A 26,342-nucleotide genomic window follows, 5' to 3' on the forward strand; every position below is an offset into this window, starting at 1 on the left:
GCTCCGCCCGCCCCTCCCACCCGTTCACAGCGGAAGAGCGATGAGGCGTGCCCGATCTCTCAGTCCTTCATCCGCCAGGTCGCACCGTTCGGCCCATCCATGACCACGACGTTCAGCGCTGTCAGCCGATCCCGGATGCGGTCGGCCTCCGCCCAGTTCTTCTCCGTGCGCGCCGTGAACCGCTCGGCCAGCAGGGCCTCGACCTCGGCCTTCAACGCATCGTCGGCGGCGCCCGAGAACCAGGCTTCAGGATCGGACTGCAGCACGCCCAGAACGTCCGCCGCGCCCAGCAAGGCCGCCTTGGCCGCCGCGACCGCGACATGATCCCCCGCCGTCATGCCCCGCTCGATCTCGCTGGAGAGGCCAAACAGGCTGGCGATAGCACCCGGGGTATTCAGGTCGTCCTCAATGGCCGCCAGGAACTCCGCAGGCGGCTCCCCCGGCTCGGCGGCTACGCCCTTGGCCCGACCCAGCGCCCCGTACAGCCGGTCCAGGTTCTTCCTCGACTGATCCAGCAGGCTCTGGTTCCAGTCCAGTGGCTGGCGATAGTGAGCGCTCAGCAGCGCCCACCGCACCACCTCGCCCGGCATGTGTTGCACCAGATCGTGCAGCAGCAGGACGTTGCCGATCGACTTGGACATCTTCTCGGCATCGACCGTCAGGAAGCCGTTGTGCATCCAGTATCGGGCGTATTCGTCGTGCGCCTGATCAGCATGGGCGTGGCCGTGGGCGCACACCCCTTGCGCGATCTCGTTCTCGTGGTGCGGAAACACCAGGTCGATGCCGCCGCCGTGGATGTCGATGGGCAGGCCCAGCACCTGCTCGATCATGGCCGAGCACTCGATGTGCCAGCCGGGACGCCCCTCGCCCCACGGGCTCGGCCAGGACGGTTCGCCCGCCTTGGACGGCTTCCACAGGACGAAGTCGTGGGGGTTCTTCTTGTAGGGCGCGACCTCGACCCGGGCGCCCGCGATCATGTCGTCCAGGTTCCGCCCCGACAGCGCGCCGTAGGAGGGGTAGCTGGAGACGTCGAACAGGACGTGGCCCTCGGCGGCATAGGCGCTGCCGGCCGCGACGATGGCCTCGATCTGACGCACGATGGCGTCCATGTGGTCGGTGACGTGCGGCGCGATGTCGGGCGGCGACACATTCAGCGCCGCCATGTCGGCCAGATAGGCGGCCTCGTACCGGGCCGTGACCTCGCCGATTGGCACGCCCTCCTTCGCAGCCTTCTGGTTGATCTTGTCGTCCACGTCGGTGACGTTGCGGGCATAGACCACGGCGTCGGAGCCATAGGTCCGGCGGAGCAACCGCACCAGCACGTCGAACACCACTGGCGGGCGCGCATTGCCGATGTGGGCGAAGTCATAAACCGTGGGCCCGCAGACATAGAGCGTCACCCGCTTTGGATCGCGGGGCTCGAAAGCCCGCTTCTCGCGCCGGAGGGTGTCGTAGAGGAAAAGCGTCATTGTGAAGCGGAGCCGTGGGTTTTCTTGCGGGACGGGCGGGTCGTCCCATATAGCCGTCATGGGCTGGCGAACAGCCGCCCGACGGAAAAGGGAGCGCGGCGCGCGTCAATCCGGGGCCATCGTCCCGGCGCAACTGAGCCGCTGAACATCTTCAATGGACGCCCATGCCACGAAGCCGGTCCTGGTCGGCAATGATCTCGTGTCTCTGAGACCTTCGCGCGAGGAGGCCCTGAAGGCTGTGCGCACCCTGTTGGCCTGGGCCGGCGACGATCCGGACCGCGAGGGCCTGAAGGACACCCCCAAGCGGGTCGTGGATGCCTATGCCGAATGGTTCGAGGGCTATGAGGCCGATCCGGCCAAGGAGCTGAGCCGCACCTTCGAGGACGTGCAGGGCTATGACGACATGGTGCTGCTGCGCGACATCGAGGTCGAGAGCCATTGCGAACACCACATGGCGCCCTTCCTGGGCAAGGCCTACGTCGCCTATATGCCGACCGAGAAGGTCGTGGGCATCTCCAAGATCGCGCGCGTGGTGGAGATCTTCTCCAAGCGGCTGCAGACCCAGGAAGTCCTGACCAACCAGATCGCCCAGTCGATCGAGGACCATCTGGCTCCCGCCGGCGTGGCCGTGCTGATCGACGCCGAGCACCAGTGCATGACGACCCGCGGCGTGCACCACCGCCACGTCTCGACGATCACCACGCGCTTCACCGGCGCCTTCAAGACCGATCCGGCCCTGACCGAGCGGTTCCTGAAGCTCGCCAAGGGCTGATCTTCGCGCGCCGGGCGAAAAGTGCGAATGCGGGAACCCGGTTCGACCGGAGACCGCTTTACAAGCCCGGCGTCAGACGCCAAGAACCGTCCGAAGCCTTGAACACGCTCGCGCTCGCGCGCGGCCAAACGGAGACGACCAGACATGGGCGCCAAGCTTTCGGGACCCGGTGGAGACGGCAAGAAGACGATCGCTCAGAACAGCGACATCAACGTCACCCCGTTCGTCGACATCATGCTGGTGCTGCTGATCATCTTCATGGTGGCCGCGCCGCTCGCCACGGTGTCGATCAAGCTGGACCTGCCGCCCGCCACGCCACCGACCTCGGATGAGCCCCAGGAGCCGGTGTACATCACGATCCAGGAAACGGGCTCGATCTTCATCGCGGATGTCCAGAGCTCGATCGAAACCCTGTCCAGCGACGTCTGCGCCGCGGTGGGCAACCCGACCGGTCGGGGATGCCAGGAAGAGCGTGTCTTCGTCCGTGCTCAGCCAGAAGTCCGCTACAACGCCTTCATGGAAGTCATGAACGAGCTGCAGGAGAACGGCTTCTACAAGGTCGGCCTTTTGAACGAAGACATCGAATAGGTCTTTCGACCCATTCCAACGACAAAGGCCGCGTCCCGGAAGGAACGCGGCCTTTTTCTTGACGGCGATGGCGCGGCCTAGTGGCGGCCGTCGCCCTTGAGGGTGTCCTTGATGCCACCGACGGTGTTCTGGACCTTGCCCTCGACCTTGTCGGCGCGACCCTCGGCTTTCAGCTTCTCGTCGCCGGTGAGCTTGCCGATGCCCTCCTTGATGGAACCTTCGGCCTGCTTGGCGGAACCTTCGATACGGTCATGATCAGCCATGATGCTCTCCTGCGTTGGGCGAAACCGGGTTGGTCGCGCTTCGTCCAAGAGAGCGATCCTCAGGCCAAGCCGTTCCGTATGGTGGCGCTTGAGCTCACCGCCTCAGCCAGGCGGCGACCGCCCAGGCGTGGGCATCGTGGCGCAGTTCAGCGAGAGCCGTTCGGGGATGAAGCCAGACCAGTTCATGGTCATCCTCGACCTTCCGAGTCGGATCGAGGGCGACCATCCGTGCGATCCAGACCCCGCCGATGTTGTTGACCGGCTCCCCATCGGACTTGCGGAAATACTGGCCCGCCTCGACGATGCGCTCGACCGGAGCGACGGTCATGCCGGTCTCCTCGAGGAACTCGCGGACGAGGGCCTGTTCCTCGGTCTCGGCACCGTCGACCGCCCCACCCGGCAGATCATGGTAAGGCATGTCGCGGGTCACGCGGACGCAGGCCAGCTTCTCGTCGTGGAACACGAGACCGAAGACGGCCGGGCGAACGACATAGAGCAGGCCCGGCTCGGCCCGGCCGAACTGGAGCGCCGGGGTCAAAGGTCGAAAGCCAGTCGGGCACGGACACCCGTGTGTGCCTGATCGAACTCGATGGCCGATCGCAGGCCCGACGCCATGGCCGTGATGATCTTGCCGCCCAGACCCGTGCCCTTCGGCGTGCCCTCCCCCAAGCCCGGCCCGTCATCCTCGACAGTCAGGATGGCGCGTCGACTTTCCGCGTCGCGCTCCAGGATCACGCGGATCTCGCCGCCCTGCCCTGGCGCATAGGCATACTTGACCGCGTTGGTGATCAGCTCGGTTACCACGACACCCAGCGATACCGCCTGATCGGTCGAGACCCAGATCGACTGGGCCTTCAGCGTGATGCTCGGAGCGGCGCCTTCAGGCCCCACGGACTTGCCGAGTTCCTCGACCAGGCCCTCCAGATAGGCGTCCAGTTCCACACGCTCCATGTCGCCGGACGTGTAGAGTCGGCGGTGTACATGGGCGACCGCCTCGATCCGCGCCTGAGCCTCGCGCAGAGCGGCGCGGGCACCCTCATCCGACAGGTGCCGCTGCTGCAGTGACATGAAGCTGGACACCAGCTGGAGCGAGTTGCCGACCCGGTGATTGACCTCGCGCAGCATGGCCTCGGCGCGATCCCGGGCGATCCGCACCTGCTCCTGCGCCTCCTCATTCTCGCGCTCCAGACGGCGACGCAGCAGGGCATCCTCGAGCGCCGAACGCAGGAGCGCGGTGAAGTCCTCGGACACGTCCTTAATGACGTAGTCGGCGGCCCCGGCCCGGAGCGCTGCGACTGCGATTCGCCCTTCCTGGGCCCCGGTCACATAAACGACCGGCGGCGGCGACGGCCGGTCCAGGATGCACGGCAGCACATCCAGCCCGTCGCGGCCGGGCATGTAGTGATCGAGCGCGATGATGTCGAAGACGGCCTCGCCGTTCAGTGCGTCCAGCCCCGCGTCGCCGTCGGGCGCGAGCGTCACCTCATAGCCGTGGCGGCCGAGCTCCTTCTGCACGAGCCGCGACAGGCCGCGGTCGTCGTCGATGTAGAGCAGCCGGATGGGCGGCCGGGAATCGGTCATTCGATCTCCGGGGCCTGCATCACCGACAGGAACAGGCCCAGCTGGCGGATGGCGGCGGCGAAGCTCTCATAGTCCACCGGCTTGGTGATGTAGACGTTGCAGCCCAGATCGTAGCAGCGCTGGATCTCGGTCTTGTCGTCGGTGGTGGTCAGCACCACCACCGGAGCGCGCTTGAGCCGCTCGTCGCGCTTCACCTCGGCCAGGATATCGGTGCCCTGCATGTCGGGCAGATTCAGATCCAGCAGGATCAGCAGCGGGCCATTGGCCAGGATCTCTTCGGAGAACAGATAGTCCAGCGCCGGCTGGCCCGCGTCGAAGTGGACGATCTCGTTGGAAATGTTGGCCCGGCGGATGTTCTTTTCGATCAGCTTGGCGTGACCGTGGTCGTCCTCGACCATCAGTATCTTGACGGGTGTGCTCACAGGGTTTCTCCGACCTCGTCGAGGATGAGGCGTTTGGGAAATTTCAGGCGGAAAGTCGAGCCTTCGCCAAGCGTCGATTCAACCGTGATTTCGCCGCCCAGGCGACGAACGCTGTTCCTGACGAAGGCCAGACCCAGCCCCTCGCCCGGTCGATCCTGTCGTCCCGAACGGCGGAACAGTTCGAAGATGCGTTCGTGGTCCTTGTCCGAGATGCCGCGCCCGTTGTCGGCGATCTCATACTCAACCCAGCCGCCCGGCACGTCGCGGCCCCGCACCTCGATCCGGCCGGGCCGCTTCGGATCGAGATACTTCACGGCGTTGTCGATCAGATTGCCCAAGATCTGCTCGATGGACAGGCGATCGTTCTCCATCTCCGGCAGATTGGCGACGATCAGTTCGGCCTCGGCCTCGTCCAGCTGATGGGCGACGCTGTCGGCGATGCGGCGGACCATCTGGGTGATGTCCAGCATCTCGGGGACCAGATTGCGGCGGCCCTCGCGCGACAGCTTCAGGATGGCGTTGATCAGCCGGTCCATTTTCTCGGTCGAGGCCCGGATGAAGCCGATAGCCTCAGGGATATCCTCGCGGATGGCGGTGACCACCGCTGGATCGACGGTGCGTTCCGCCTCGGCGCTGGACAATGCCCCCTCCAGCGTCTTGCCCGCCTGATCCAGTTCAGCGGTGTAGCCCATGACGTTGACCAACGGCGAGCGCAGGTCGTGGCTGACGATATAGGCGAAGCGCTGAACCTCCTCATTCGCCCGCGTGAGGGCGGCGGTGCGGTTGCGGACGGTCTCTTCCAGCCCGGCGTTGACACGATCCAGCTCGGCCTGCTTGGCCCGCAGTTCCTCGAAGTACCGTCGGACCAGCAGGAAGACGATCCCGGCCAGTATGAGGATCAGCATCCCCGCCAGCATGTTCACAAGGCTGGTGAACGCGGCGGAGCCTTCCGAGCGGGCCGTCGCGCGAGCCAGCTCACCACCCATCCTCTGATCGACGTCGCCCAGAGCGGCATCCAGCTCGCGCATAAGCCGCTGCCCGTCGCCAGTGCGCACGGCCTGGACCGCCTCGAGGGTCCGGCCTTGGCGATAAAGCTCCAGCGTTCGATCCATTTCCAGGATCTTTTCGCGCGACAACCGCGTCACCAGCTCGGCGTCGCCCGCGCCCTCGCCGTCCGTGGCGATGCGCGCGCGGAACTGCTCCAGCAGGCTCTCGTGGGCGGCGATGGCGCTCCGGTAACTCAGCAGAAAGTCCGACTGGCCAGTCAGCAGATAGCCCCGATGGGCGGTCTCGGCGTCCTTCAGGTTCAGAATGACGAGGCGGCCCGAACGCCTGGCCTGCCACTGGGCCTCCACCGTCTCGTTGAACTGGGCCGTGCGCTGCACCAGGACAAAGGTACTGAAGTTGGCCAACAGCAAGGCCACCAAGGCCGCCATGAGCGCAAGCACGATCGAGCGGCCGAGAGTCCGCTCCAGGGCGAACCGGTTCAGCTGAGCGAGGACATCACGGATCGCGGCGCGCATTCGGTGGCGTGATTGAACGGTCGCCCAGCGCGTGTCCAGCTTGGCCGTAAGCGGCGCAACCTGTGCAGAGTGAAAGCATTGGGTTAATCAGCTGTGCCATTTCGGGAGGCGCGTATGGTCTGGTGGTGGTGGATCGTCCCGGCCGCTGTCGCGGCGCTGGGAGCCATATGGGTCCTCTTGGCCCTCATCGGCCTGTTCAAGGGGCGCATCCTGAGTGGCATCTTCGGCGGCCTAGCCGGCACCGGTCTGCTGGCGGCCGCCTCGGTCGCGGTGCTGCTGGGCCAGAACGCCCAGACCTATGATCGTCTGACCTATGAACGCCCGGTGGCGACACTGGCCACGCGACAACTGGCCCCGCAATATTTCGAAGTGACCGTCACCCGGCCCGCCGAAGGGGAGCGACCCGAGCGCACGGCCGTCTATCCGGTCAACGGCGACGAATGGCGGGTCGAGGCCCAGGTCCTGCGCTGGAAGCCATGGGCCAACGTCCTCGGGCTCGACGCCCAGTATCGGCTGGATCGCCTGTCGGGCCGCTATCAGAACATCGAGCAGGAGCGCACCGGCGCCCGCAGCGTCCATGCCCTGTCCAGCGACGCCGATCCGGACGGCCTGCCCTGGTCGCTGTCGCTGTGGGACACGGCGCGCAAGTACCGTCGCTACGTCGACGCGGTCGACACCCTCTATGGCTCAGGCGCCTATATGCCAATGGTGGACGGCGGGACCTATGAGGTCTGGATGACCCAGTCCGGCCTGATCGCCCGGCCCACCAACGCCGCGGCGATGGCCGGATCGGCGGGCGGTCTGGTCCGCGTGAACTGACCGCGTCTGACGCGGTGCAGCATCGCGATTGATGGCGGGGCCGGAAATCCCTATATCCGCCGTCTGCGAGCGGGGGCCGATCGCCCCGCGTCACGACTGGACCGCACTCCCCATGCTGGTCACGATGATGAAGGCCAAACTGCACCGCGCGACGGTGACCCAGGCCGACTTGGACTACGAGGGTTCCATCGCCATCGACGGCGACCTGCTGGACGCCGCCGGAATCTATCCGCACGAGCAGGTCGATGTGCTGAACATCACCAATGGCGCGCGCTTCACCACCTACGCCATCGAGGCGCCGCGCGGATCGAAGGTCATCGGCGTCAACGGCGCGGCCGCCCGCCTGGTCCAGAAGAACGACAAGGTGATCGTGGTCACCTACGGTCAGCTGCCGGCAGAGGAAGCCCGCCAGTGGTCGCCCACCGTCGTCCTGCTGGACGACGGGAACAGGATCAAGCAGGCCGCCTAGATCGGCTGAAGCGGCACCGAGGCCCAAGCGGCGCGCAGGCGGTTGAGCCTTGCTTCATCGACCTGGAACGCGACGTCCTCGATCGCCGTGACCGCGCAGGCGGGCGTGGCGCTGTTGCAGATGAAGGCACCGTCAAAGGCGGTCAGGTCGTCCACGCGGATCGGCCGGGTCTCCGACGACATCCCCTGCCCCGCCAGGCCCTGCTGGATCAGCGCCTGAGCCACCCCGGCCAGCATGGGCGCCTGGGGCCACACCACGGTGTCCCCGGCCAGGAAGCCGATGTTCCAGAGGCTGCCTTCCGAAATCAGCCCGTCGCGGTCGACGTAGAAGGCGTCGTCGAACCCCGCCTGTCGGGCCATGCGCCGGGCATGGATCGCCTCGATCGTCGCGGTGTGCTTGTGCTCGGGCAGAAGGCGCGTGTGGGTTTGTGTCTGAAGGCGCAGGTGGTTGGCCAGCGGCGGGGGCGGCGGGCTGACGGTCGTGAGCACACGGGGCCGCACGACTCCGTCAGGCGTCCTCGCCCAGATGTCCGGTGAAAACAGACCGACCCGGAGCCAGGCGTCGGTCCTATCGCCCAGCGCGGCGCACATGAAACGGCTGAGATCGTCCTCTGGAACCGTGTCACCGAAGAGGGCCTTCGCGGAGGCGTCCAAGCGGGCCAAATGCAGGTCCAGCCCGCGCACGCCGCCCGCCTCCACACGGAACGAGGTGTAGGCCCCGTAGTTCGTCGTGGCGAAGTAAGTCAGATCATCAGCGGTCGGCGGAAGGCCGTCGATCAGAAGAGTCATGCTCCCTGTCCCGAGGGGAGAGGGCTTGAGGCTCGGAGAGCGGAGCTATCCGCAAGCCGAAAGGGTGAGAGCGTACAGTGCGAACTGGCGAGGGCGGAACCCCTCACCCTTTCGCGCAAGTCCGATCGCCTGACGGCTCTCGGGCGCTCAAGCCCTCTCCCGCTGGGAGAGGGATCGTTCATGCGCCTTCGCCGCATCCCACAGCCGGTCCATCTCGGCCAGGTCGCTCTGCTCCGGCGTCCGCCCATCCTTCGCCAGTTCCGCCTCGATGAAGGCGAACCGCCGCACGAACTTGGCGTTGGCTCCCCTCAGCGCGTCCTCCGGCTCCACCCCCAGCTTGCGCGCCAGGTTGGCCATGACGAACAGCAGGTCGCCCATCTCGTCCCGCGCCTTGTCCAGGTCGCCCGCCGCGATCTCGGCCCTCAGCTCGGCGACCTCCTCGTCCAGCTTGTCGAAGACCTCGTCGGTGGAGGGCCAGTCGAACCCGACCCGTGCCGCCCGCTTGGTTAGCTTCGCCGCCCGGTGGAGCGCCGGCAGGCCCACGGGTACATCATCCAGAACCCCGGTCTGGGCCTTGGCCGCCCGCTCCGCCGCCTTGATGTCCTCCCAGCGCAGCTTCTGGGCGGGGCCGCTGATCTGCGCCTCCTCCTCGCCGAAGACGTGTGGATGCCGCCGGATCAGCTTGTCCGACATGGCCTCGGCCACGTCGTCGAAGGCGAACAGCCCCTGTTCCTCGGCCATGCGGGCGTGGAAGATCACCTGGAACAGGAGGTCGCCCAGCTCGCCCTTCAGCTCGGCCATGTCGCCCCGCTCGATGGCGTCGGCGACCTCATAGGCCTCCTCGATGGTGTAGGGGGCGATGGTGGCGAAGGTCTGCTCCACGTCCCACGGACAGCCGCCGTTCGGGTCGCGCAACCGGACCATGATGTCCTTAAGCCGTTCGACGGGGGTCATGCCGAGGCTCCGTCACGCGCCTCAAGCGCGGCGTGGATCTCGGCGTGGCGTCCCCGGTCCAGTGGATAACGGCGCAGGGCGAGTGCCGCCAGTAACAGGCAAAGGGCGGGCAGGCCGGCGAACATGATCTGCAGCCACATCAGCGCGGGCCCTGAGTTGTCGCCGCCCAGCCCCGGATCGAACCCAGCGAACTGCAGCCCCGTGAAGGTCAGGACCGAGACAGCATAGCCCAGCTTGGACGTCGCCGTCAGGATCGAGAACAGCAGGCCGGTCCGGTCCGCCCCGTCTTCCAGCCGTACCTGATCACCGACGTCGGCCATCATGGCCCTGAGCAGCAGGTCGCCCGAGGCGAAGGCCAGTCCGACCAGGGCCACCATCGCCCCGGCCAGCAGCAGGTCGGCATAGGGGGCGGGGGCTCCGGTCAGGCCCTCAAGCGCGGCTTCAGTCGGCCCGACCAGCATCGGGGCCAGGAAGGCGGCCAGCATCAGGGTGACGGCGAAATAGACGCAGGCCCAGATCAGGGCCGTATGCTTGCCCAGCCGCACCGCCAGCCAGCTCCAGGCCGGGGCCCCGAACAGGCCGAAGACGAAATAGACCAGCAGCAGGATCGAGGTCTCGGCCCGCTCGAACCCCCGCGCCGCCTCGAAGAAGTAGAAGAACAGCGCCCCCACCACGCCGCGCGCGACGCCGAGCGCCAGGTCCGCGCCCAGCAACCGCTGGATTACGGGCTTCCTGAACAGGGCCAGATAGGCGAACCGGCTCTCGGCCTCGGCGGCCGGTCCCGGCGGCGGCTCGGGCGTGAAGGCGAAGGTCACGGCCAGGGCGATGGGCAGGGCGATGATGATGAACCACCCCTGCCACTGCACCGCCCGCGCATAATCGCCCCAGCCCATGTTTTGGACGATTACGGGTACCATCAGCACCGCCAGCACGCCGACGATGTTCGCCGTCTGCCACCAGCCGTAGATGCGAGACCGCTGATTGTAGTCGGACGACAGGGCCGAGGCCCAGCTGACCTGCGACAACAGGCTGACCGAGAACCCCAGCGACAACACCACCAGCCACAGGGTCAGATGGGCCGCACCCGCGCCCGGTCGGGCCATGAACAGCATGCCGACCGCCAGCATCAGCACCGGCGCGGCCAGCCCCATCCACAGCCGGTAGCGGCCAAACCGACTGTTCGTCCGGTCGATGACCATGCCCAGCGCGGGATCGATGACGATGTCGGCCATGCGGATGGCCAGGAAGACGATCCCGACCACCGCCAGATCGACGCCCACATAGCTGGCATAAAATTCCGGCAGGGTCACATAGACGGGCAGGCCTAGCGCCGCATAGGGCAGGCAACTGGCCGCGAAGGCCGCGAGCGTGGCGTTCGAGCGGCGGGGAGCGGCGGGCGCAGGCAGGGCGGCGTCGGTCATGCGGGGTCCGCGAGTCGGGCAGGGGCCTCACCATGCCAGACTTGCCGGGCGCGCGAGAGGCCTTGATCGCGCCACGCGGCTGGGGCTTCCTGACGGCCATGCGGTTGGGGATGCTCGCGATCATCGTGGCGACGGTCCTGGTCTGGCTCACGCCGGGCCGCGCCGACGCGCAAGGGGCCTGGACGCCCCAGTGCGACGTCCATGAACGCGCCTTCGCGGGCGCAGGCCTGGCCAACGCCATCTCGGTCTACACGATGGAATGGGCACCCTTCGGCCCGGCCGAGTGGGGCTGGGTGACCTACGTTCCCCTGCTACAGAAGGAGCTCGGCACCGACTGCCAGGCCGGTTCCCCGGACTTCGCCGAGGCCCTGTCGCGGTTCCAGGCCCGCTACGGTCTGACCGCCACGGGCGTGTTCGACGCCGCGACCTTCGAGGTGCTGAAGGGCGTGCTGCAGGAACGCCGCCCCTTTATCCAGGCCCGCCTGCGCGACGAATGCCCTAATCCGCCGCCGATCCGCCTGCTCGGCTATCTCGTCGCCGAGGAGGAACACGCCGATCGCCTGACCCGGCTGCTGCGCCGTGATGTGCTCGACGCCTACCGCCGCATGGTCGCCGCCGCCCGCGCCGAGGTCCCGGAGATCAACGCCGATCGCGAGCTGCTGCAGATCTTCTCCGGCTTCCGCGACCCGGAGGCCGACGCCGCCCGCTGCGCCGCCCAGGGCAACTGCGACGGCCTGCGCCGCGCCGTCTGCTCGGCCCATCGCACAGGCACGGCGGTCGACCTCTACGTCGGCCAGCTGTTCGACTTCGGCGTCGACAACACCTCGGTCGCCAGCCGCCAGCACATGAGCCAGGGCGCGACCTACCGCTGGCTTGTGAAGAACGCCGGCCGCTTCGGTTTCGTGCCCTATCTGTATGAGCCCTGGCACTGGGAGTGGGTCGACCCGAACGGCCAGACCCTGATCTCGGAGTGATCCGCCCGCTCACCGAAGGCGAACGCCGCCTGATCCGCAAGGAGTTTGGCGACGCCGTACGCCTCGACGAAGTGCTCCTCGCCGCCATGCCCTGGCCGCTCCATCGCGCCTTCGTGCCGGGCCAAGCGTTCGGACGCAGCTGGATCTGCTGGCCGGGGAGGGGCCTGCCGGACGACTTCGCAGTCGCGCCCCTGTCGCTCCAGGCGGTGCTGATCCACGAGATGGTCCACGTGTGGCAGGCCCAATCGGGCGTCAACCTCCTGACCGGAAAGTTCCGCGCCGGCGACGGACCGCGCGCCTATCGCTATCCCGACGCGCCCTGCGGCTGGGAGGCGTTGAACATCGAGCAGCAGGCCATGACGGTCGAGCACCGCTTCCGCGCCCGCCGAGGGCAGGGCGTGCCGAGCGCCCACGAGCACTTCGCGTCAGTTTGTCCGCTCGGCGCATCGAAATCGGCGCAGGGGTCTTGCGCCCGCAGCAGAGCACGCTAAATCCGCTACTGCAGTTGTTGCAGAACAATGACCCTTCGACAGGAGCGACCCATGACCAAGGTGCTGGTTCTCTATCATTCGACTTACGGCCACATCGAGCAGATGGCCTACGCCGTCGCGGAGGGCGCGCGCTCCGTCGAGGGCGTGGAAGTCGACGTCAAGCGCGTGGTCGAGACCGTGCCGGAAGAGCTGGCCAAGAAGTCGGGCTATAAGCTGGATCAGGCCGCTCCGATCGCCGACGTCAACGAGCTCGAGAACTACGACGCCATCATCGTCGGCGCGGGCACCCGCTTCGGCACGGCGGCGGCCCAAATGCGCAACTTTTGGGACCAGACGGGCGGCGTCTGGTTCCAGGGCAAGCTGGTGGGCAAGGTCGGCGCGGCCTTCACCTCCTCGGCGACGCAGCATGGGGGCAATGAGACCACGCTGATCGGCCTGATCCAGACCCTGCTGCACCACGGCATGGTGGTCGCGGGCCTGCCCTACGCTTTCCAGGGCCAGATGACGCTGGAGGAGATCTCGGGCGGCTCGCCCTATGGCGCGACGACCATCACCGGCGGCGACGGCTCGCGCCAGCCCAGCGCCAATGAACTGGCCGGCGCCCGTCACCAGGGTGAATACGTGGCCCAGCTGGCGAAGAAGCTGAAGGCGTAAAGGCCATGCGCCAGCCGGCGGTCTTCTTCGGTCATGGCTCGCCCCTGAACGCGCTGGGCGGCCCTCATGCGGAGGGCTGGCGGCGAGTGGGCGAGGACCTGGGCAAACCCGCCGGCGTGGTCATGGTCTCCGCCCACTGGGAGACTCAAGGGCTCGGCGTCACCGCTCAGGAGCGGCCGCCGACCCTCCATGACTTCGGGAACTTCGGGCCGGAGCTGCACGCCATGCAGTATCCGGCGCTGGGGTCTCCTGCGCTGGCGCGGCGCGTGGCCGAGCTGACCGGGGCGGTCCAGACCGACAGCTGGGGCCTGGATCACGGGACCTGGTCGGTGCTGGCCCATGTCTGGCCCGAGGCGGACGTGCCCATCGTGCAGCTGTCGCTGGACCGGCGGCTGGACGCGCGCGGCCATTTCGAGTTGGCCCGACGGCTGAAGCCTTTGCGCGACGAGGGCGTGGTCATCGCCGGCAGCGGCGACTTCGTCCACAATCTCCGGACCTGGAAACGCGACGGCGGCGAGGCCTACGGCTGGGCCGTCGCCTTCAATGACGCGGTCAAGGCGGCGCTCATGCGCGGCGACCATGACGCCCTGATCGACTGGGTCGGTCTGGCCGAGGACGCCCAGCTGAGCGTGCCCACCGACGAACACTTCCTGCCGCTGCTCTACGTCGCCGCCCAGGCCGAACCGGGCGACGACGTTAGCTTCTTCAACGATGTCATCGAGGGCGGCTCGATCTCGATGACGGGCGTCCGGATCGGCTGAGCGCCTACTTTTTCTTCAGCAGCGCATCGACCGCGACCGACCCCGGCCCGGCGAAGAAGATGTAGAGGAAGACCCAGCAGTACAGCGCCGCCAGCTCGCCGCCGTTGACCAGCGGATAGAGACCGCCCGTCAGGGCGTGGAACTGGAAGTAGGCCACGGCCATCATGCCCGACATCAGGAAGGCGACCGGCCGGGTGAAGAGGCCCAGGATCAGCAGGACTCCGCCGATCAGCTCCAGCACCCCGCCGATGCCGATCTGGCTGGCGATCTCGAAGGGCCCGCGCGCGGGCGCCGGGAAGCTGAAGATCTTCTGCGTTCCGTGCTGCAGGAACATCAGGCCGGAAACGATCCGGAGGCCTGAAAGGGCCAGCGGGCGATGACGCTCAAACGACTCGAACATGGTGACCTCCTTGTTGGAACCGCATACTGAAACAGTATTAGTTTCAGATCAAGCGGCCACGCTTGAACCGGTCGATCATGCCGCCTTGTCCATCTCGACCAGGGTCTGGATCGCCACATAGTCGGTCTTGCCGGTCCCCAGCACGGGCAGCTCGCCGACCCGCACGATCTTCTTCGGGATCGCCAGTTCCGGCGCGCCGTGCTCGCGGGCCCATTCCGTCAGGCGGGTAATGTCCGCGTCGCCCCGGTCGGTGACGAGCACCAGCTTCTCGCCCTTCTTGGAATCCGAAACGGCCACGACGGCATGGCGCGCCTCCGGATAGACGGCGGCGACCAGGCCCTCGACGGCCGAGAGGGACACCATCTCCCCGCCGATCTTGGCGAAGCGCTTCACGCGGCCGAGGATGGCGATGTAGCCTTCCTCGTCGATGTCGACGATGTCGCCGGTGTCGTGCCAGCCGTCGGGCAGGGGCTCGACCCGGTCCGGATCGTCCGCCGACATGTATCCCGCCATCACGTTGGGTCCGCGCAGATACAGCCGCCCGCCCTCGGTGATGCCCTCGACCGGCTCGATGCGCGCCTCCATGCCGGGCAGCAGCTGGCCGACGGTGCCGGGGCGGTTGCGGTCGGGATGGTTCACCGCCACGACCGGCGCGGCCTCGGTCGCGCCATAGCCTTCCAGCAGCTTCACCCCGCCGAACTTGGTGTTGAACAGGTGATGGGTCTCGTCGCGCACCTTCTCGGCCCCGCCGACGACGAACTGCAGGGTGCGGAAGTCGTCGGGCGAGGCCACGCGCGCCCACTGGTTCAGGAAGGTGTCGGTGGCGAACAGGATCGACGCCTTCACCTCCGCCAGCAGCGACACGATCTGTTTGGCGTGCAGCGGGGAGGGGTACTGGAACGCCTTCAGCCCGTTCAACAAAGGTAGCACGACCCCGCCCGTCAGGCCGAAGCAGTGGAAGGTCGGCAGGGGATTGAACATCACCCAGTTCGGATCGAGTGGAATATGCGTCGCCACCTGCCGCGCGTTGGCGACCAGGTTCTTCTGCGTCAGCACCACCCCCTTGGGCGCGCCGAAGCTGCCGGAGGTGAACAGGATCACGCCGGGATCGCTCGGCAGGGTCTTCGTCCGGAACTGACCCGGCATCAGCCCCGCCATCAGGCCGAACAGCTTGTCCGGCAGGCCGATGGAGGCCCGCACGTCGTCCAGCCAGACGATCTCGGCCTCTTTCGACAGCACCTCGATCAGGTCGTCGATCTTGGCCTGGTCGACGAAGCGCTTGGCCGACAGGATGCGCTTGACCCCCACCGCCTTGATCGCCGCCTTCAGGTTCAGCTCTCCGGCGGTGAAGTTCAGCATCACCGGCACGCGGCCGAAGGCGTGCAGGCCGAAGAAGGTGACCACCACCCCCATCGACGACGGCAACAGGATCGCGACCCGCTCCTTGGGCTGGGTCATCGCCGCGATCTTTCGCCCTAGGACGAAGGCCGCCCGGATCAGGCCGGTGTAGGTCAGGGGCTTCCGGTCCTGATCCTCGACGATCTCCTTGTCGCCATACTTGGCGCGAGCGGCCACGAGGGCGTCGAACAGGGATTCTTCACCCGCGGCGGGGTCAAGGCCAGGACGGAACAATACGCGTCTCCTCCGGGGGACTGTCGCCGCCCCCTCGCTGTCAGGGCGCGCAACCTAGTTAAGCGGCGCGGCGCTGAAAAGATGCGTTACGCAGGGTGAGGTTTGGGTGCGGCGTCGACAGCCATGCCGTTTGGCGACTTCTCGTCCCGACCTGTTGCGGACATTTGCATTTCGCCCAGAACGAACGTCGTAAAGGCCAGGGAATCTTATGGAATGGAAAGGCGATTATATACTTTGCAAACGAGACGACGCGGTGCGCGCCTAGTCCTCGCGCCAGTTCCGGGGCAGTCGCGCGCCGCCCGCCTTTGCAGCGGCGTCATCGTCGGGGAGCTTCGGCGTGTGAACGATCTTCTTCAGAGCGCCTTCGAACGCGGCCTCGTCCTCGTCAGCGTCGAGGTGGCGAGCGAGTTCCTTGAACTTGTCAACCTGCGGTTTGTCGGTCAAATCTCAGGCTCCTGTCGGCCGAGCTAGGGGGCTTATACGCTCGGCACTGCAAAGAGACCATGACCGATGCGTATTCTGGCTGACCCAGTTTCGATCGGGCGCATCTTCCTCGACCTGAAGAACCCGCGCCATACCGAGTTGGCGACCGAAGACGAGGTCATCGAATATCTCTGTGAGAAGGAAGACGTTTGGACGCTTGCGCGAGATATTACGCGAGTAGGCCTAAATCCTCTTGAGCGCGTCGCCCTCATCCCGATCAAGGGGCAGAAGGACGCTTACACGATGGCCGAGGGAAACCGGCGTCTGTGCGCGTTAAAGCTACTGGCCGACCCAGATCGAGCGCCCGCGCGACTCCGCAAGGGATTCACAGACCTTGCCAAGCAGCGGACGCCGCCAAAGACGTTCGCTGCGGTCGTCTTCGACGACGAGGAAGAGGTACGCCCTTGGTTGGAGAGGATGCACAACGGTGCGGATGATGGGCGTGGGCGGAAGCCCTGGAATGCTGAGCAGAAGCAGCGATACAGCGGCAGCAACAAGAACAAGGTCGCCCAATCGTTCCTCGACTATGCCGAAGCGGCCGGGCTGATCTCGGCCGAGGATAGGAAGGGGAAACTGACCACCGTCCAGCGCTTCTTGGGCATTGACGTCTTCCGCGAAGCGATGGGGCTGGACCAAGCCAACCCGGAGGACTTGGCCCGGACTCGACCAAAGGCCGAGTTCGAGACCATCGCCCGTCGCTTCATCCGCGATCTGGTCAAGGGAGAAGACGTCAACTCGCGGATGAACAAGCCGGACATCATCAAGTACGCCCGCCCGCTGGGCTCGCTGCCCGGCGTGAGCGCCACACGGATCGAGCCGGAATCCCTGAGTGCGCCCAACGAGGGGGAGCAGAAGAAGACCAGGGCCGGCCGCAAGCACCCTCGCAAACCGGAAAAGCTGCGGCACATCCAGTATGCCGACGAGATCGCCTCGGCACTGAAGGGCTATGGAAACTACAAGCTGGAGAGTCTCTATCACTCCATCTGCACTGTTGAGCTTGAACACCATACGCCGCTGGTTTGCGTCGGTGTTTGGTCGTTCTTCGAGACGCTAACGGCCTGCGCTGGCCGCAACGGTCAGACCAGCTTCCTCGACTTCATGAGCAAGAGCCGGCTTGGCCAGTATGGCGTGACCCAAGGGGCGATGCCGGGCGTCCGACATGCGCTGACCCGTGTGTCGGAATACGGCAATGTCACCAAGCACGACCCCGTCGCCGCGACCTTCAACGCCGACCAGCTAAACAACGACATGATCACCCTGAAGGCGGTGATCCTGAAGTGCATTGAGGACGCGGCCAGCAAGCCCTGAGAAAGTTCTGGCCGAGCGGAATCCGACTTGGTAGAACTCCTTGAAATCTCAGTAGGACAAGGGGTTACGGCATGGCGCGAGGAGCTTCACCACTGCGGTATCCGGGCGGCAAGACGTCCATGCTGGACCTTGTCTCCACGACGCTTCGGCTGAACGGGCTAGAGCGCGGCCACTACGCCGAACCCTACGCCGGCGGATGCGGCCTTGCGCTCTCGCTGCTCTACGGCGGCTTCGTTGCGGACATTCATATCAACGACATTGACCCGGCCATCTGGTCGTTCTGGCACTGCGCGCTTACAGAGACTGACGCCCTGGTCGAACTTGTCGAGAAGACGCCCGTGACCGTCGAGGAGTGGCATCGTCAGCGGGCGATCAACAAGACCGGGGATCTGAACGATCCTCTGGCGTTAGGCTTCTCGGCCTTCTTTCTCAACCGCACGAACCGGTCGGGGGTGATAGGCAGCGGCGGCATCATCGGCGGCCTGAACCAGACCGGAAACTACCTGATCGATTGCCGCTTCAACCGTGAAGACCTGTCGCGCCGGATTAGGCGCGTCTCGCGCTACGCCGACCGAATCCACCTTTCGAGGTCCGATGCGCTGGCCTTCCTCGACCACTGCGAGGCCACGCTTCCGGCCAACACGCTCATGTTCATCGACCCCCCCTACTTCAAGAAGGGGCCGGAACTCTACACGAACTTCTACAAGCCGGACGACCACGCCAAGCTTGCCGCCAAGGTGCTCAAGATCGAGCTTCCTTGGGTCGTCACCTACGACGATGTTCCCGACATTCGCCGCCTCTACCGCGACCGGCGTCAGTACGCTTTCGGCATCAACTACTCTCTGAACGAAAAGCGAGTCGGCGCTGAATTGCTGGTCGTCTCCAAGAGGCTCCGCGTCCCGGGTGAGACCCGAGGCGGTCAGGTGAACCGCCCTCAGTACCGGGCTGCGGCGCTACCGCTTGGGCTTCCAGCGTGAGCCTCTATACTTCCCGTTAGGCGGTGGCTTCGGCCGCGAGGTCAGGCCTGCGGTACGTCAGCCGCTTGCCAACCACGCCCTTGAGCACGATTTCGGCCCGCTCGGTATCATCCACGCCAAGGGCGGCGCGGTTGCTGTAGCGGAAGTCAAACTCGGCCAGATAGCGGTGCATGTGGCGCTTGGAGGCGTGCTGATAGACACCCTTCATGCCGCGCTTGAAGATGCTGAAGTAGCCTTCAATCGTGTTGGTGTGGATCGTCCGGTCTTCCGGGTTCACGTATTTGTCGCGGCCATGGCGGACCACGCCATGCTCGGCAAACTCGCGGCCAACGTGGAGGTAGTGACCGGCTTCGTCCGTCATCAGGCGCGCCTCGCGGGCGAGGTTGTCCATGATGATCGGGGCGAGGGTCGCGGGACGGATGTTGTCCACGACCATGGACCGGGCTTGGCCGCTCGCGCGGTCAACGAGGGTCAGCACCTTGATCTTGTGGTGGAAGGCGCGCTTCACCGGCTTGCCAGGCTCGCGACCGATGTAGGTCTCGTCCACTTCCACGGCACCGCCGGTAGAACCAAACGGAGCAAGCTCACCAGAGCGCATGGCCTCGCGGATGCGATGGGCCAGGAACCACGCGGTCTTGTAGGTGGTCTCCAGCGTGCGGTGCAGCTGGTGAGCGCTGACGCCCTTCTTGCTGGCGGTCATCAGGAAGATCGCTTGCAGCCACTTGGTCAGGGGCAGCTTGGACTCTTCGAAGATCGTACCCATGCGCACGGTGAACTGGCCCTTGCAGTCGCCGCAGCGCTTCAGGCCGAAGCGGATGCGCTTCTCAGGATTCGGCTTGATAGCCGTGATGCGACCAGAGCATCCGCAGTGCGGGCAGACGGGACCGTTCGGCCAGACGATCGCCTCAACGAAGGTGAAGGCGGCCTGTTCGTCGTGGAAGTAGGGGCGGCTAAGAACGGACATAACGTTGGATTCCTTATGGAATCTGTATAGCCGATTTCACCGTGTTTGCAAAGTATATAATCGCCAATGGAAAAGGTACCGCTAGCCCCGGAGCAGATTGAGGCGCGTCTTGCCCTGCTGCCTCCAAGCCTGCGCCCAATCAAGGACGCTGTGCTGGCACTCGCTAGTTCGGGAGTTTGGGTCGAAGGCGGTAACGGTGGTCCTTTGTTGGCCGGTCCTCGTCCAGACATTGGCTCTCAGGCCTACGATATCGTTCTGTTCGAACCGTTACCCGTCGAAACCCTTGCGACCTACGAGAAACTGTATGACTTCAGGCTGTCTGACCCCCTCGTTGAACTGCTTCGGCACTTAAACGGAGGCGTCCTGTTCGAGATCAATCTCTATGGTGTTCCTCCGACGATGGCAGCGAACCCGCCTCTGCTCGACAGGTCTCGCCGGGCACCTCTGGACATTGCGAGTGGTCGCTACTGGCGGGCTCGTTACGGTTCGTCCGACCTGACGGATACCCTCATCGCTTCGCGCAACGTCGGCGATTCCGGCCAGGTCGGCTACTTTATGGATCCTGGAGGCGGCATCGCGGGAAGGGGCAATGGTAGCCCGGACGCTCCTGCGGAGTGTGGGCCTTGGACGAACCTGACCGAATGGCTCGCAGCAGAGATGGCGTAGGACCGCTGCCGACCCAGGTCCGACGCTGGCCTCGTCCACCACACGTCCGCTTCACGCGCCGTCACACCCCGTGACTTGCCTTCGCCGCTCCGAACGACGACATACCGGGTTTCCGCCCGACTGGAGCCCGGACCGCCTCGATGGTCACCGTCATCGACACCCTGACGCGAAAGCCTTCCGAGCTGCGCCATCCCGAGAAGGCCAACCGGCCCGAGACAGCGGTGCTGCGAAAGCCTGATTGGCTGAGGGTCAAGGCGCCCGGCTCGGGCCAGTACAACGCCACCAAGGCCATCGTGAAGGACAAGGGCCTTCACACCGTCTGCGAAGAGGCGGCCTGCCCCAACATCGGCGAGTGCTGGAGCCAGAAGCACGCGACCCTGATGATAATGGGCGACACCTGCACGCGGGCCTGCGCCTTCTGCAACGTCAAGACGGGCCTGCCCCAGCCGCTGGACCCCGAAGAGCCCGCCAAGGTCGGGCTGGCCGTGGCGCAGCTGGGTCTGAACCACGTCGTCATCACCTCGGTCGACCGCGACGACGTGCATGACGGCGGCGCCGCCCACTTCGCCGAGGTGGTGCGCGAGATCCGCCGCCAGGCTCCGGCCACCACCATCGAGATCCTGACGCCCGACTTCCTGCGCAAGGACGGCGCGGCCGAGGTGATGATCGACGCGAAGCCTGACGTCTTCAACCACAACCTGGAGACCGTGCCGCGGCTGTATCTGAAGATCCGCCCCGGCGCCCGCTACTTCCACTCTCTGCGGCTGCTGCAGATGGTCAAGGAGCGCGACCCCAACCAGTTCACCAAGTCCGGCATCATGGTCGGCCTGGGCGAGACCAAGGAGGAGGTCATGCAGGTGATGGACGACATGCGCTCGGCGAACGTCGACTTCATCACCATCGGCCAGTACCTCCAGCCCACCCGCAAGCACGCCGCCATCGAACGCTTCGTCACGCCCGAGGAGTTCAAGGCCTATGAGGCCATCGCCCGCGCGAAGGGCTTCCTGATGGTGTCGTCCTCGCCCCTGACCCGCTCGTCGCACCACGCCGGCGACGACTTCGCCCGGCTGAAGGCGGCGCGGCTCGCCACAGGACGCTGACCTCCGCTTGGCCGTCCACCGCGTCACCCGCATCCTGCCCTATGCGCCGCATCAGCTCGCCGAGCTGGTGGCGGACGTGGAGGCCTATCCCCGCTTCGTGAAGTGGGTCACGGCCATGCGCGTCTGGAACCGCCGCGAGGAAGCGCCGGGCGTGCGCGTGTTCGATGCCGAGGCCGCCGTGGGTTTCTCCTTCCTGAAGGAGCGCTTCTCGACCTGGGTACGCCATGATGCGAACGCCCCGTCCGTCGAGGTCGGCCTACTGCGCGGCCCGTTCCGGCACCTGAAGAACCGCTGGGACTTCCACGCCGTGCCCGAGGGCACCCGGCTGGAGTTCGTCATCGACTTCGCCTTCCGCTCGCCGCTGCTGAACGCCGCGCTCCAGGCCAACTTCGACCGCGCGGTCTCGGCCCTGATCAGCAGCTTCGAGGCCGAGGCGAAGCGGCGCTACGGATCGGGTGGATGAGCTTCGACTTCGACGCCACGGTCGTGGGGGCGGGGGCCGTCGGTCTCGCCTGCGGTCGCGCTCTGGCGAAGCGGGGTCTGACCGTCCTGGTGCTGGAGAAGGAAGGCCACATCGGCCAGGGCGTCTCCAGCCGCAACTCCGAGGTCATCCACGCCGGCCTCTACTATCCGACGGGCTCGTTGAAGGCCCGGTTCTGCGTTCAGGGCCGCCGGGCGCTCTACGCCTATCTCGACAGCCACAAGATCGACTATCGCCGCTGCGGCAAGCTGGTGGTGGCCACCGAGGACGCCGAGGTCGAGCGCATCGAGGCCATCTTCCAGCAAGCCACCGACAACGAGGTCGAGGGGCTGGAGCACCTGACCGGCGCCCAGGCCCGCGCGCTGGAGCCGGGACTGAACGCCCACGCCGCCATCCTGTCGCCCGAGAGCGGCGTCTTCGCCAGCCACGACTACATGCTGGCGCTCCAGGGCGAGATCGAGGACGCGGGCGGCTCGGTCGTCATCGCCACGCCGTTCGAGCGCGCCGAGCCCCTGCCGGGCGGCGGTTTCCGCATCACCGCGGGCGGGGAGGGGGGCGCGACCCTGACCACCCGCCTCCTCGTCACCGCGCCGGGGCTGGAGGCGCAAGGTGTCGCCGCCCGCGTCGAGGGCTTCCCCGCCGACCGCATTCCGGCGCGCCATCTCGGCAAGGGCGTCTACTTCCGCCTGACCGGCAAGGCCCCGTTCGAGCGGCTGATCTATCCGCCGCCGATCCCCGGCGCGCTCGGCACCCACTATCGCAAGGACCTGGGCGGCCAGGCCGTGTTCGGCCCCGACCTGACCTATGTCGACAGCGAGGACTACACCGTCGATCCGGCCAAGGCCGTGGAGTTCGCCCAGTACATCCGCCGCTTCTGGCCGGACCTGCCCGACGGCGCCCTGACCCCCGACTACGCCGGCATCCGCCCCAAGCTGCACGGACCTGGCGAGCCCCAGCCCGACTTCCAGCTGGACGGCCCCGAGGTCCACGGCTTGGCCGGCCTGATCGCCCTGTTCGGCATCGAAAGCCCCGGCCTGACCAGCTCCCTTGCGATCGGCGAGGCGGTCGCCGACAAGCTTGGCCATGACTGACCTCGACATCCGCGACGCTGTCCCGGCCGACATCCCCGCGCTGTATGCCCTGATCGAGAGCGCCTATCGCGGCGAAGCCTCCCGCGTCGGCTGGACGACCGAGGCCGATCTGCTGGACGGTCAGCGCACCGACCCCGAGGAACTCGCCGACATCATCGCCGCTGAGGATCAGGGCCTGCTTGTCGGCTGGCGCGGCGAGGAGGCAGTCGCCTGCGTCAAGTATCAACGGTTGACGGGCGGCGTGGGCTACTTCGGCATGCTCTCCGTCAGTCCGGAGCAGCAAGCGGCGGGGCTGGGCCGCCGGATGGTCGAGGCTGCAGAGCGGCGTTTGGCGGCCCAGCACGGCTCAACGCGCATCCGTATCCAGGTCTTCCCGCAGCGCGACAGCCTGATCGCATGGTACCAGAGGCTTGGCTACGTCCTGACCGGCGAGACTGCGCCGTTTCCCTATGGCGACGAACGCTTCGGCCTGCCCCGGCGCGATGACCTCCACTTCGTCATCCTCGAAAAGCCGCTGGCGTGACCGAGATCCGCACCGAGCGCCTGGTCCTGCGCCACGCGCGCCCGGACGACGCAGAGCCTCTCCACGTCATCTTCTCTGATCCCCTCGCCATGCGCTGGTGGTCGTCCCTGCCTCACGAGACACTCGACCAGACCCGCGCCTGGGTCGAGGCCATGATGGCCGGAAACGCCGCCGGCGCTCCCGACTTCATCATCGAGTGGAACGGCCGCGCCATCGGCAAGGCTGGGTTCTGGAGGCTGCCGGACGTCGGCTATATCCTCCACCCCGACGCCTGGGGCCAGGGTCTGGCGCAAGAGGCGGTCCGCGCGGCCATCGACCACGTCTTCGCCGAGGGTCTGACTGACATCGTCACTGCCGACGTCGATCCGGAAAACACGGCCTCCATTCGCTTGCTTGAGCGGCTCGGCTTCGCCCGCACGGGCTCGGCCGAGCGCACCTGGAACATCGGCGGCGAATTGAAGGACAGTCTCTACTACGCCCTGGATCGCGTCGCCTGGACGGGCCGCCTCAATAGCGGGTCGTGAGTTCCGTCAGCCAGGCGGGCGACGACTGGACCAGAGCCGTTTCGATCGACTTGTCGAGCCCCAGCAGGATCATCACCCCGATCAGCACCATCAGGCCGCCCAGGACGTATTTCCCCGCTGACCCCGCCGCGAGCATGCGACTCCGCAGCCGGGCGATCGCCTGACGCGACATCAGACCGATCAGCACCAGGGGCGTGGCCGCTCCAACGCCGAAGATCAGCATGGTCAGGGCGACGCGCCCCAGATCCTCGCCCTGCGCCGCCAGGAGCGAGGCCGCGCCCAGCGTGGGACCCACGCACGGCGCCCAGACCAGACCCATCAAGGCGCCGAGGCCCAACTGACCCCAGGGGCCACGACCGTCCAGCTTCCGCATGCCGCCGTCGGCCCAGGTGGCCAGGGGACCGCCCGCCGCCGCCAGCCGCACCTGGGCGGCCGGAACCAGCAGGATCACGCCGATCCCGACCAGCAAAGCACCCCCGATCCGGCGGAACAGGTCGCCGTCCAGCCCGATCGAAAAGCCGATCGTGGCCACGAACAGCCCGACGACGGTGAAGCTGGTCGCCAGACCCAGCCCCAGCGCCACCGGCCCCCAGCGCCCCTCGGACTGGGCGCCGCCCAGCACGATAGGCACCAGCGGCAGGACGCAGGGGCTGAGGATGGTCAGGACCCCCGCCACGAAGGCGATGGCCAGGGCACCGAGGCTCGCGATCATCGGGCCTTACCGGGTCGAGGCGACCAGGCGGGCGAGGCTCGCGGCATTGGTGTCGCCGACTGACCGGCCGGTCTCGGTCGCGCCGCGATAGGCGATCAGCGTGCTCTGGCGCTGGGCGCGGAAGCTGCGGACCACGTCGCGCTGATTGTCGTAGTCCACGCGGAACACCACGAGCTCGGCGTTCGCGGGCTGGGCCTGCAGCGATTCGAGGATCGGCTCCTGGGCGCGGCAGACCGGGCACCAGGGGGCGTAGATGTCGACTAGGATGGGCTTGCCCGCAGCCTGGGCGGCCTCGAAGGCGGCGCGGGTGAAGGGGACGTGCTGGGCCATGGCGGCACCCGCCGAGGCAACGAGGGTTCCGGCCGCGACGGCCAGGGCGAGAACGGTGCGACGGAGCATTGGGATCATCCAGACGGAGTGGGGAACAAGGCTGTCTTCGGCGAATGGCTCTGCTTCGTTACGGGTCGTCCGCCACAATCAGCGTCGGGCCTTGAAATCACCGGGATGATCCGGCATAAGCCCGCGCTCGCTGGCGGCTCATCCCTTGGGCCGCCGCTTTTCGTTTTTCGCGCTGCTCCCAGCGCCCGACCCTGAGATCGAGACGGACATGGCCGTTCCCAAGCGCAAAGTATCGCCCTCGCGTCGCAACATGCGCCGCGCCCACGACGCCCTGGGGACCAACCCCTACACCGAGGACAAGGACACGGGCGAGCTGCGCCGCTCGCACCACATCGACCTCAAGACCGGCACCTACCGCGGCCGCCAGGTCCTGACGCCCAAGGAAGACTAGGCTTCAGCCTGATCGAAGCTATTGGACGGCGCGCGGGTTTCTCGCGCGCCGTTTTCGTGCGTTCATGCCCCTTCACCAAGGGAGGGTCCGAAGATGCGTATGCTTGCCCTGAGTTCTTGCGTGGTCATGGCGCTCGCCGCCTGTCAGCAGGCCGAGGCCCCTGCGGGTGCCGACAGGACCGATGCGGCGGCCCCGGCCGCGACGGTGACGGCGGAGGCGAATGTCCTGACGCCTGAGGGCCTCGGGCCTCTGCGAATCGGGATGATGGTCCCCCAACTCGCCACCGTCTGGGGTGGACTGCGCGTTCAGCCGACTGACGTCATGGCCTGTCAGATCGTGGAGTTCGCCGACGCCCCTCCGGGCGTGAAGGCCTTTCTGAACGGCGGCGAGGTCCGTCACATCATTCTCGATCGCTTTTCGACGCTGAAGACCGATCGCGGCTTTGGCCCCGGTGACGACGGCGCGGCCATCAAGGCGGACTACGGCGCTGCGGCTACGGTAGCGCCTGCCAAGTACGATCCCCCACCGGCCGAGGAGATCATGGTCTGGTCGAACGGCGATACGTCTGGCGCTTATATCGAGGACCTGACAGCGCGGGGCACACGCTACAATGTCGGCGGCGATGGCAAGGTCGCGACCGTGATGGCGGGCGGTCCCACCATCCAGCTGGTCGAGGGCTGCGGGTGATCGCGACGGCCGCCTGAAGGTTGGCGTTCGGCGGGTGCCGGGCTAAACCCGCCCG

The 26,342-nt window shown here is 66.6% G+C and carries 33 protein-coding genes; 18 read left to right on the top strand and 15 right to left on the bottom strand.

Annotated elements, in window-relative coordinates:
• Window positions 1–59 precede the first annotated feature (59 nt).
• On the bottom strand, window positions 60–1,469 hold the full coding sequence (gene cysS / locus IP78_RS12570) for a cysteine--tRNA ligase (RefSeq protein ID WP_054112025.1): 1,410 nt from the start codon (window positions 1,467–1,469) through the stop codon (window positions 60–62).
• 154 nt (window positions 1,470–1,623) lie between these two features.
• On the opposite strand from cysS, the gene folE reads away from it, so the two are divergent.
• Both folE and IP78_RS12580 read left to right on the top strand, forming a co-directional pair.
• Window positions 1,624–2,241 (top strand): GTP cyclohydrolase I FolE, encoded by a 618-nt coding sequence (folE, locus tag IP78_RS12575; protein ID WP_054112026.1) that lies wholly within the window; start codon window positions 1,624–1,626, stop codon window positions 2,239–2,241.
• Between the two features lie 144 nt (window positions 2,242–2,385).
• Window positions 2,386–2,829 carry a biopolymer transporter ExbD gene (locus tag IP78_RS12580; protein WP_054112027.1) on the top strand — a complete coding sequence of 148 codons (444 nt, stop codon included), beginning with the start codon at window positions 2,386–2,388 and terminating at the stop codon, window positions 2,827–2,829.
• 77 nt (window positions 2,830–2,906) lie between these two features.
• Here IP78_RS12580 and IP78_RS12585 read toward each other — a convergent pair whose 3' ends face one another.
• The 5 genes from IP78_RS12585 to IP78_RS12605 all read right to left on the bottom strand — a co-directional run bounded on the left by IP78_RS12585 (window position 2,907) and on the right by IP78_RS12605 (window position 6,618).
• On the bottom strand, window positions 2,907–3,092 hold the full coding sequence (locus IP78_RS12585) for a CsbD family protein (protein ID WP_054112028.1): 186 nt from the start codon (window positions 3,090–3,092) through the stop codon (window positions 2,907–2,909).
• A 94-nt stretch (window positions 3,093–3,186) separates the two neighbouring features.
• Complete coding sequence (locus IP78_RS12590; protein WP_054112029.1) at window positions 3,187–3,630, bottom strand: NUDIX domain-containing protein; 444 nt, start codon at window positions 3,628–3,630, stop codon at window positions 3,187–3,189.
• Window positions 3,627–4,673 (bottom strand): sensor histidine kinase, encoded by a 1,047-nt coding sequence (locus tag IP78_RS12595; protein WP_054112030.1) that lies wholly within the window; start codon window positions 4,671–4,673, stop codon window positions 3,627–3,629. Before IP78_RS12595 ends, IP78_RS12590 begins: the two co-directional genes overlap by 4 nt.
• A complete protein-coding gene (locus IP78_RS12600; protein ID WP_231681009.1) occupies window positions 4,670–5,095 on the bottom strand; it encodes a response regulator in 426 nt (141 codons plus the stop codon). Before IP78_RS12600 ends, IP78_RS12595 begins: the two co-directional genes overlap by 4 nt.
• Window positions 5,092–6,618 carry an ATP-binding protein gene (locus IP78_RS12605; RefSeq protein WP_054112031.1) on the bottom strand — a complete coding sequence of 509 codons (1,527 nt, stop codon included), beginning with the start codon at window positions 6,616–6,618 and terminating at the stop codon, window positions 5,092–5,094. The genes IP78_RS12600 and IP78_RS12605 overlap by 4 nt, the downstream gene beginning before the upstream one ends.
• Before the next feature lie 114 nt (window positions 6,619–6,732).
• Here IP78_RS12605 and IP78_RS12610 point away from each other — a divergent pair, with 114 nt between their 5' ends.
• Window positions 6,733–7,437 carry a hypothetical protein gene (locus IP78_RS12610; RefSeq protein WP_054112032.1) on the top strand — a complete coding sequence of 235 codons (705 nt, stop codon included), beginning with the start codon at window positions 6,733–6,735 and terminating at the stop codon, window positions 7,435–7,437.
• Between the two features lie 112 nt (window positions 7,438–7,549).
• Window positions 7,550–7,906 (top strand): aspartate 1-decarboxylase, encoded by a 357-nt coding sequence (gene panD, locus IP78_RS12615; RefSeq protein WP_054112033.1) that lies wholly within the window; start codon window positions 7,550–7,552, stop codon window positions 7,904–7,906.
• Here panD and IP78_RS12620 read toward each other — a convergent pair.
• From IP78_RS12620 to IP78_RS12630, 3 genes are all read right to left on the bottom strand, one after another.
• On the bottom strand, window positions 7,903–8,694 hold the full coding sequence (locus tag IP78_RS12620; RefSeq protein WP_054112034.1) for an aminotransferase class IV: 792 nt from the start codon (window positions 8,692–8,694) through the stop codon (window positions 7,903–7,905). The genes panD and IP78_RS12620 overlap by 4 nt on opposite strands.
• A 147-nt stretch (window positions 8,695–8,841) precedes the next feature.
• Window positions 8,842–9,648, bottom strand: a complete 807-nt coding sequence (mazG, locus tag IP78_RS12625; protein ID WP_054112035.1) for a nucleoside triphosphate pyrophosphohydrolase — start codon at window positions 9,646–9,648, stop codon at window positions 8,842–8,844.
• On the bottom strand, window positions 9,645–11,069 hold the full coding sequence (locus IP78_RS12630; RefSeq protein ID WP_082385053.1) for an MFS transporter: 1,425 nt from the start codon (window positions 11,067–11,069) through the stop codon (window positions 9,645–9,647). The genes mazG and IP78_RS12630 overlap by 4 nt, the downstream gene beginning before the upstream one ends.
• Before the next feature lie 32 nt (window positions 11,070–11,101).
• On the opposite strand from IP78_RS12630, the gene IP78_RS12635 reads away from it, so the two are divergent.
• The 4 genes from IP78_RS12635 to ygiD are packed head-to-tail and all read left to right on the top strand — an operon-like array spanning window position 11,102 to window position 13,949.
• Window positions 11,102–12,043 carry a D-alanyl-D-alanine carboxypeptidase family protein gene (locus tag IP78_RS12635; RefSeq protein ID WP_231681010.1) on the top strand — a complete coding sequence of 314 codons (942 nt, stop codon included), beginning with the start codon at window positions 11,102–11,104 and terminating at the stop codon, window positions 12,041–12,043.
• Window positions 12,040–12,534, top strand: coding sequence for a hypothetical protein (locus tag IP78_RS12640; RefSeq protein ID WP_054112037.1), 495 nt, complete (start codon window positions 12,040–12,042; stop codon window positions 12,532–12,534). Before IP78_RS12635 ends, IP78_RS12640 begins: the two co-directional genes overlap by 4 nt.
• 51 nt (window positions 12,535–12,585) lie before the next feature.
• Window positions 12,586–13,188: an NAD(P)H:quinone oxidoreductase gene (gene wrbA / locus IP78_RS12645; RefSeq protein ID WP_054112038.1), complete on the top strand. Its 603-nt coding sequence runs from the start codon at window positions 12,586–12,588 to the stop codon at window positions 13,186–13,188.
• 5 nt (window positions 13,189–13,193) lie between these two features.
• Entirely contained in the window at window positions 13,194–13,949 is a 756-nt protein-coding gene (gene ygiD / locus IP78_RS12650) for a 4,5-DOPA dioxygenase extradiol (RefSeq protein ID WP_082385056.1), read from the top strand.
• A 4-nt stretch (window positions 13,950–13,953) separates the two neighbouring features.
• Here the strand turns inward: ygiD and IP78_RS12655 are convergent, their stop codons facing one another.
• The 3 genes from IP78_RS12655 to IP78_RS12665 form a co-directional block, all read right to left on the bottom strand.
• The gene (locus IP78_RS12655) at window positions 13,954–14,349 is read right to left on the bottom strand and encodes a DoxX family protein (RefSeq protein ID WP_054112039.1); all 396 of its coding nucleotides are present in this window, start codon (window positions 14,347–14,349) and stop codon (window positions 13,954–13,956) included.
• A 75-nt stretch (window positions 14,350–14,424) separates the two neighbouring features.
• Entirely contained in the window at window positions 14,425–15,981 is a 1,557-nt protein-coding gene (locus IP78_RS12660; protein WP_054112040.1) for an AMP-binding protein, read from the bottom strand.
• A 261-nt stretch (window positions 15,982–16,242) separates the two neighbouring features.
• Window positions 16,243–16,425, bottom strand: coding sequence for a hypothetical protein (locus tag IP78_RS12665; protein ID WP_054112041.1), 183 nt, complete (start codon window positions 16,423–16,425; stop codon window positions 16,243–16,245).
• 66 nt (window positions 16,426–16,491) lie between these two features.
• On the opposite strand from IP78_RS12665, the gene IP78_RS12670 reads away from it, so the two are divergent.
• Window positions 16,492–17,772, top strand: a complete 1,281-nt coding sequence (locus tag IP78_RS12670; RefSeq protein ID WP_054112042.1) for a hypothetical protein — start codon at window positions 16,492–16,494, stop codon at window positions 17,770–17,772.
• Between the two features lie 71 nt (window positions 17,773–17,843).
• Window positions 17,844–18,749 carry a DNA adenine methylase gene (locus tag IP78_RS12675; protein WP_054112043.1) on the top strand — a complete coding sequence of 302 codons (906 nt, stop codon included), beginning with the start codon at window positions 17,844–17,846 and terminating at the stop codon, window positions 18,747–18,749.
• Between the two features lie 16 nt (window positions 18,750–18,765).
• On the opposite strand, the gene IP78_RS12680 is transcribed toward IP78_RS12675, so the two are convergent.
• Complete coding sequence (locus tag IP78_RS12680; RefSeq protein WP_054112044.1) at window positions 18,766–19,713, bottom strand: IS1595 family transposase; 948 nt, start codon at window positions 19,711–19,713, stop codon at window positions 18,766–18,768.
• Between the two features lie 66 nt (window positions 19,714–19,779).
• Here IP78_RS12680 and IP78_RS15325 point away from each other — a divergent pair, with 66 nt between their 5' ends.
• The 6 genes from IP78_RS15325 to IP78_RS12705 all read left to right on the top strand — a co-directional run bounded on the left by IP78_RS15325 (window position 19,780) and on the right by IP78_RS12705 (window position 24,098).
• A complete protein-coding gene (locus IP78_RS15325) occupies window positions 19,780–20,379 on the top strand; it encodes a hypothetical protein (RefSeq protein WP_156320401.1) in 600 nt (199 codons plus the stop codon).
• Window positions 20,380–20,519: 140 nt separating this feature from the next.
• On the top strand, window positions 20,520–21,479 hold the full coding sequence (gene lipA, locus IP78_RS12685; protein ID WP_054112045.1) for a lipoyl synthase: 960 nt from the start codon (window positions 20,520–20,522) through the stop codon (window positions 21,477–21,479).
• Between the two features lie 7 nt (window positions 21,480–21,486).
• Complete coding sequence (locus tag IP78_RS12690; protein ID WP_054112046.1) at window positions 21,487–21,942, top strand: type II toxin-antitoxin system RatA family toxin; 456 nt, start codon at window positions 21,487–21,489, stop codon at window positions 21,940–21,942.
• A complete protein-coding gene (locus tag IP78_RS12695) occupies window positions 21,939–23,051 on the top strand; it encodes an NAD(P)/FAD-dependent oxidoreductase (RefSeq protein ID WP_054112047.1) in 1,113 nt (370 codons plus the stop codon). The genes IP78_RS12690 and IP78_RS12695 overlap by 4 nt, the downstream gene beginning before the upstream one ends.
• A complete protein-coding gene (locus IP78_RS12700) occupies window positions 23,044–23,574 on the top strand; it encodes a GNAT family N-acetyltransferase (RefSeq protein WP_054112048.1) in 531 nt (176 codons plus the stop codon). The genes IP78_RS12695 and IP78_RS12700 overlap by 8 nt, the downstream gene beginning before the upstream one ends.
• Window positions 23,571–24,098, top strand: coding sequence for a GNAT family N-acetyltransferase (locus tag IP78_RS12705; protein WP_054112049.1), 528 nt, complete (start codon window positions 23,571–23,573; stop codon window positions 24,096–24,098). The genes IP78_RS12700 and IP78_RS12705 overlap by 4 nt, the downstream gene beginning before the upstream one ends.
• Here the strand turns inward: IP78_RS12705 and IP78_RS12710 are convergent.
• Window positions 24,082–24,810: a cytochrome c biogenesis CcdA family protein gene (locus tag IP78_RS12710; RefSeq protein WP_054112050.1), complete on the bottom strand. Its 729-nt coding sequence runs from the start codon at window positions 24,808–24,810 to the stop codon at window positions 24,082–24,084. The two genes, IP78_RS12705 and IP78_RS12710, sit on opposite strands and share 17 nt — an antisense overlap.
• A 6-nt stretch (window positions 24,811–24,816) precedes the next feature.
• Window positions 24,817–25,209, bottom strand: a complete 393-nt coding sequence (locus tag IP78_RS12715; RefSeq protein WP_054112051.1) for a thioredoxin family protein — start codon at window positions 25,207–25,209, stop codon at window positions 24,817–24,819.
• 208 nt (window positions 25,210–25,417) lie between these two features.
• Between IP78_RS12715 and rpmF the strand changes: the two genes are divergently transcribed.
• Entirely contained in the window at window positions 25,418–25,600 is a 183-nt protein-coding gene (gene rpmF, locus IP78_RS12720; protein WP_029416334.1) for a 50S ribosomal protein L32, read from the top strand.
• Between the two features lie 93 nt (window positions 25,601–25,693).
• The gene (locus IP78_RS12725) at window positions 25,694–26,287 is read left to right on the top strand and encodes a hypothetical protein (protein WP_156320402.1); all 594 of its coding nucleotides are present in this window, start codon (window positions 25,694–25,696) and stop codon (window positions 26,285–26,287) included.
• Window positions 26,288–26,342 lie beyond the last annotated feature (55 nt).

The organism is Brevundimonas sp. AAP58 (assembly GCF_001295975.1).
Lineage (GTDB): Bacteria > Pseudomonadota > Alphaproteobacteria > Caulobacterales > Caulobacteraceae > Brevundimonas.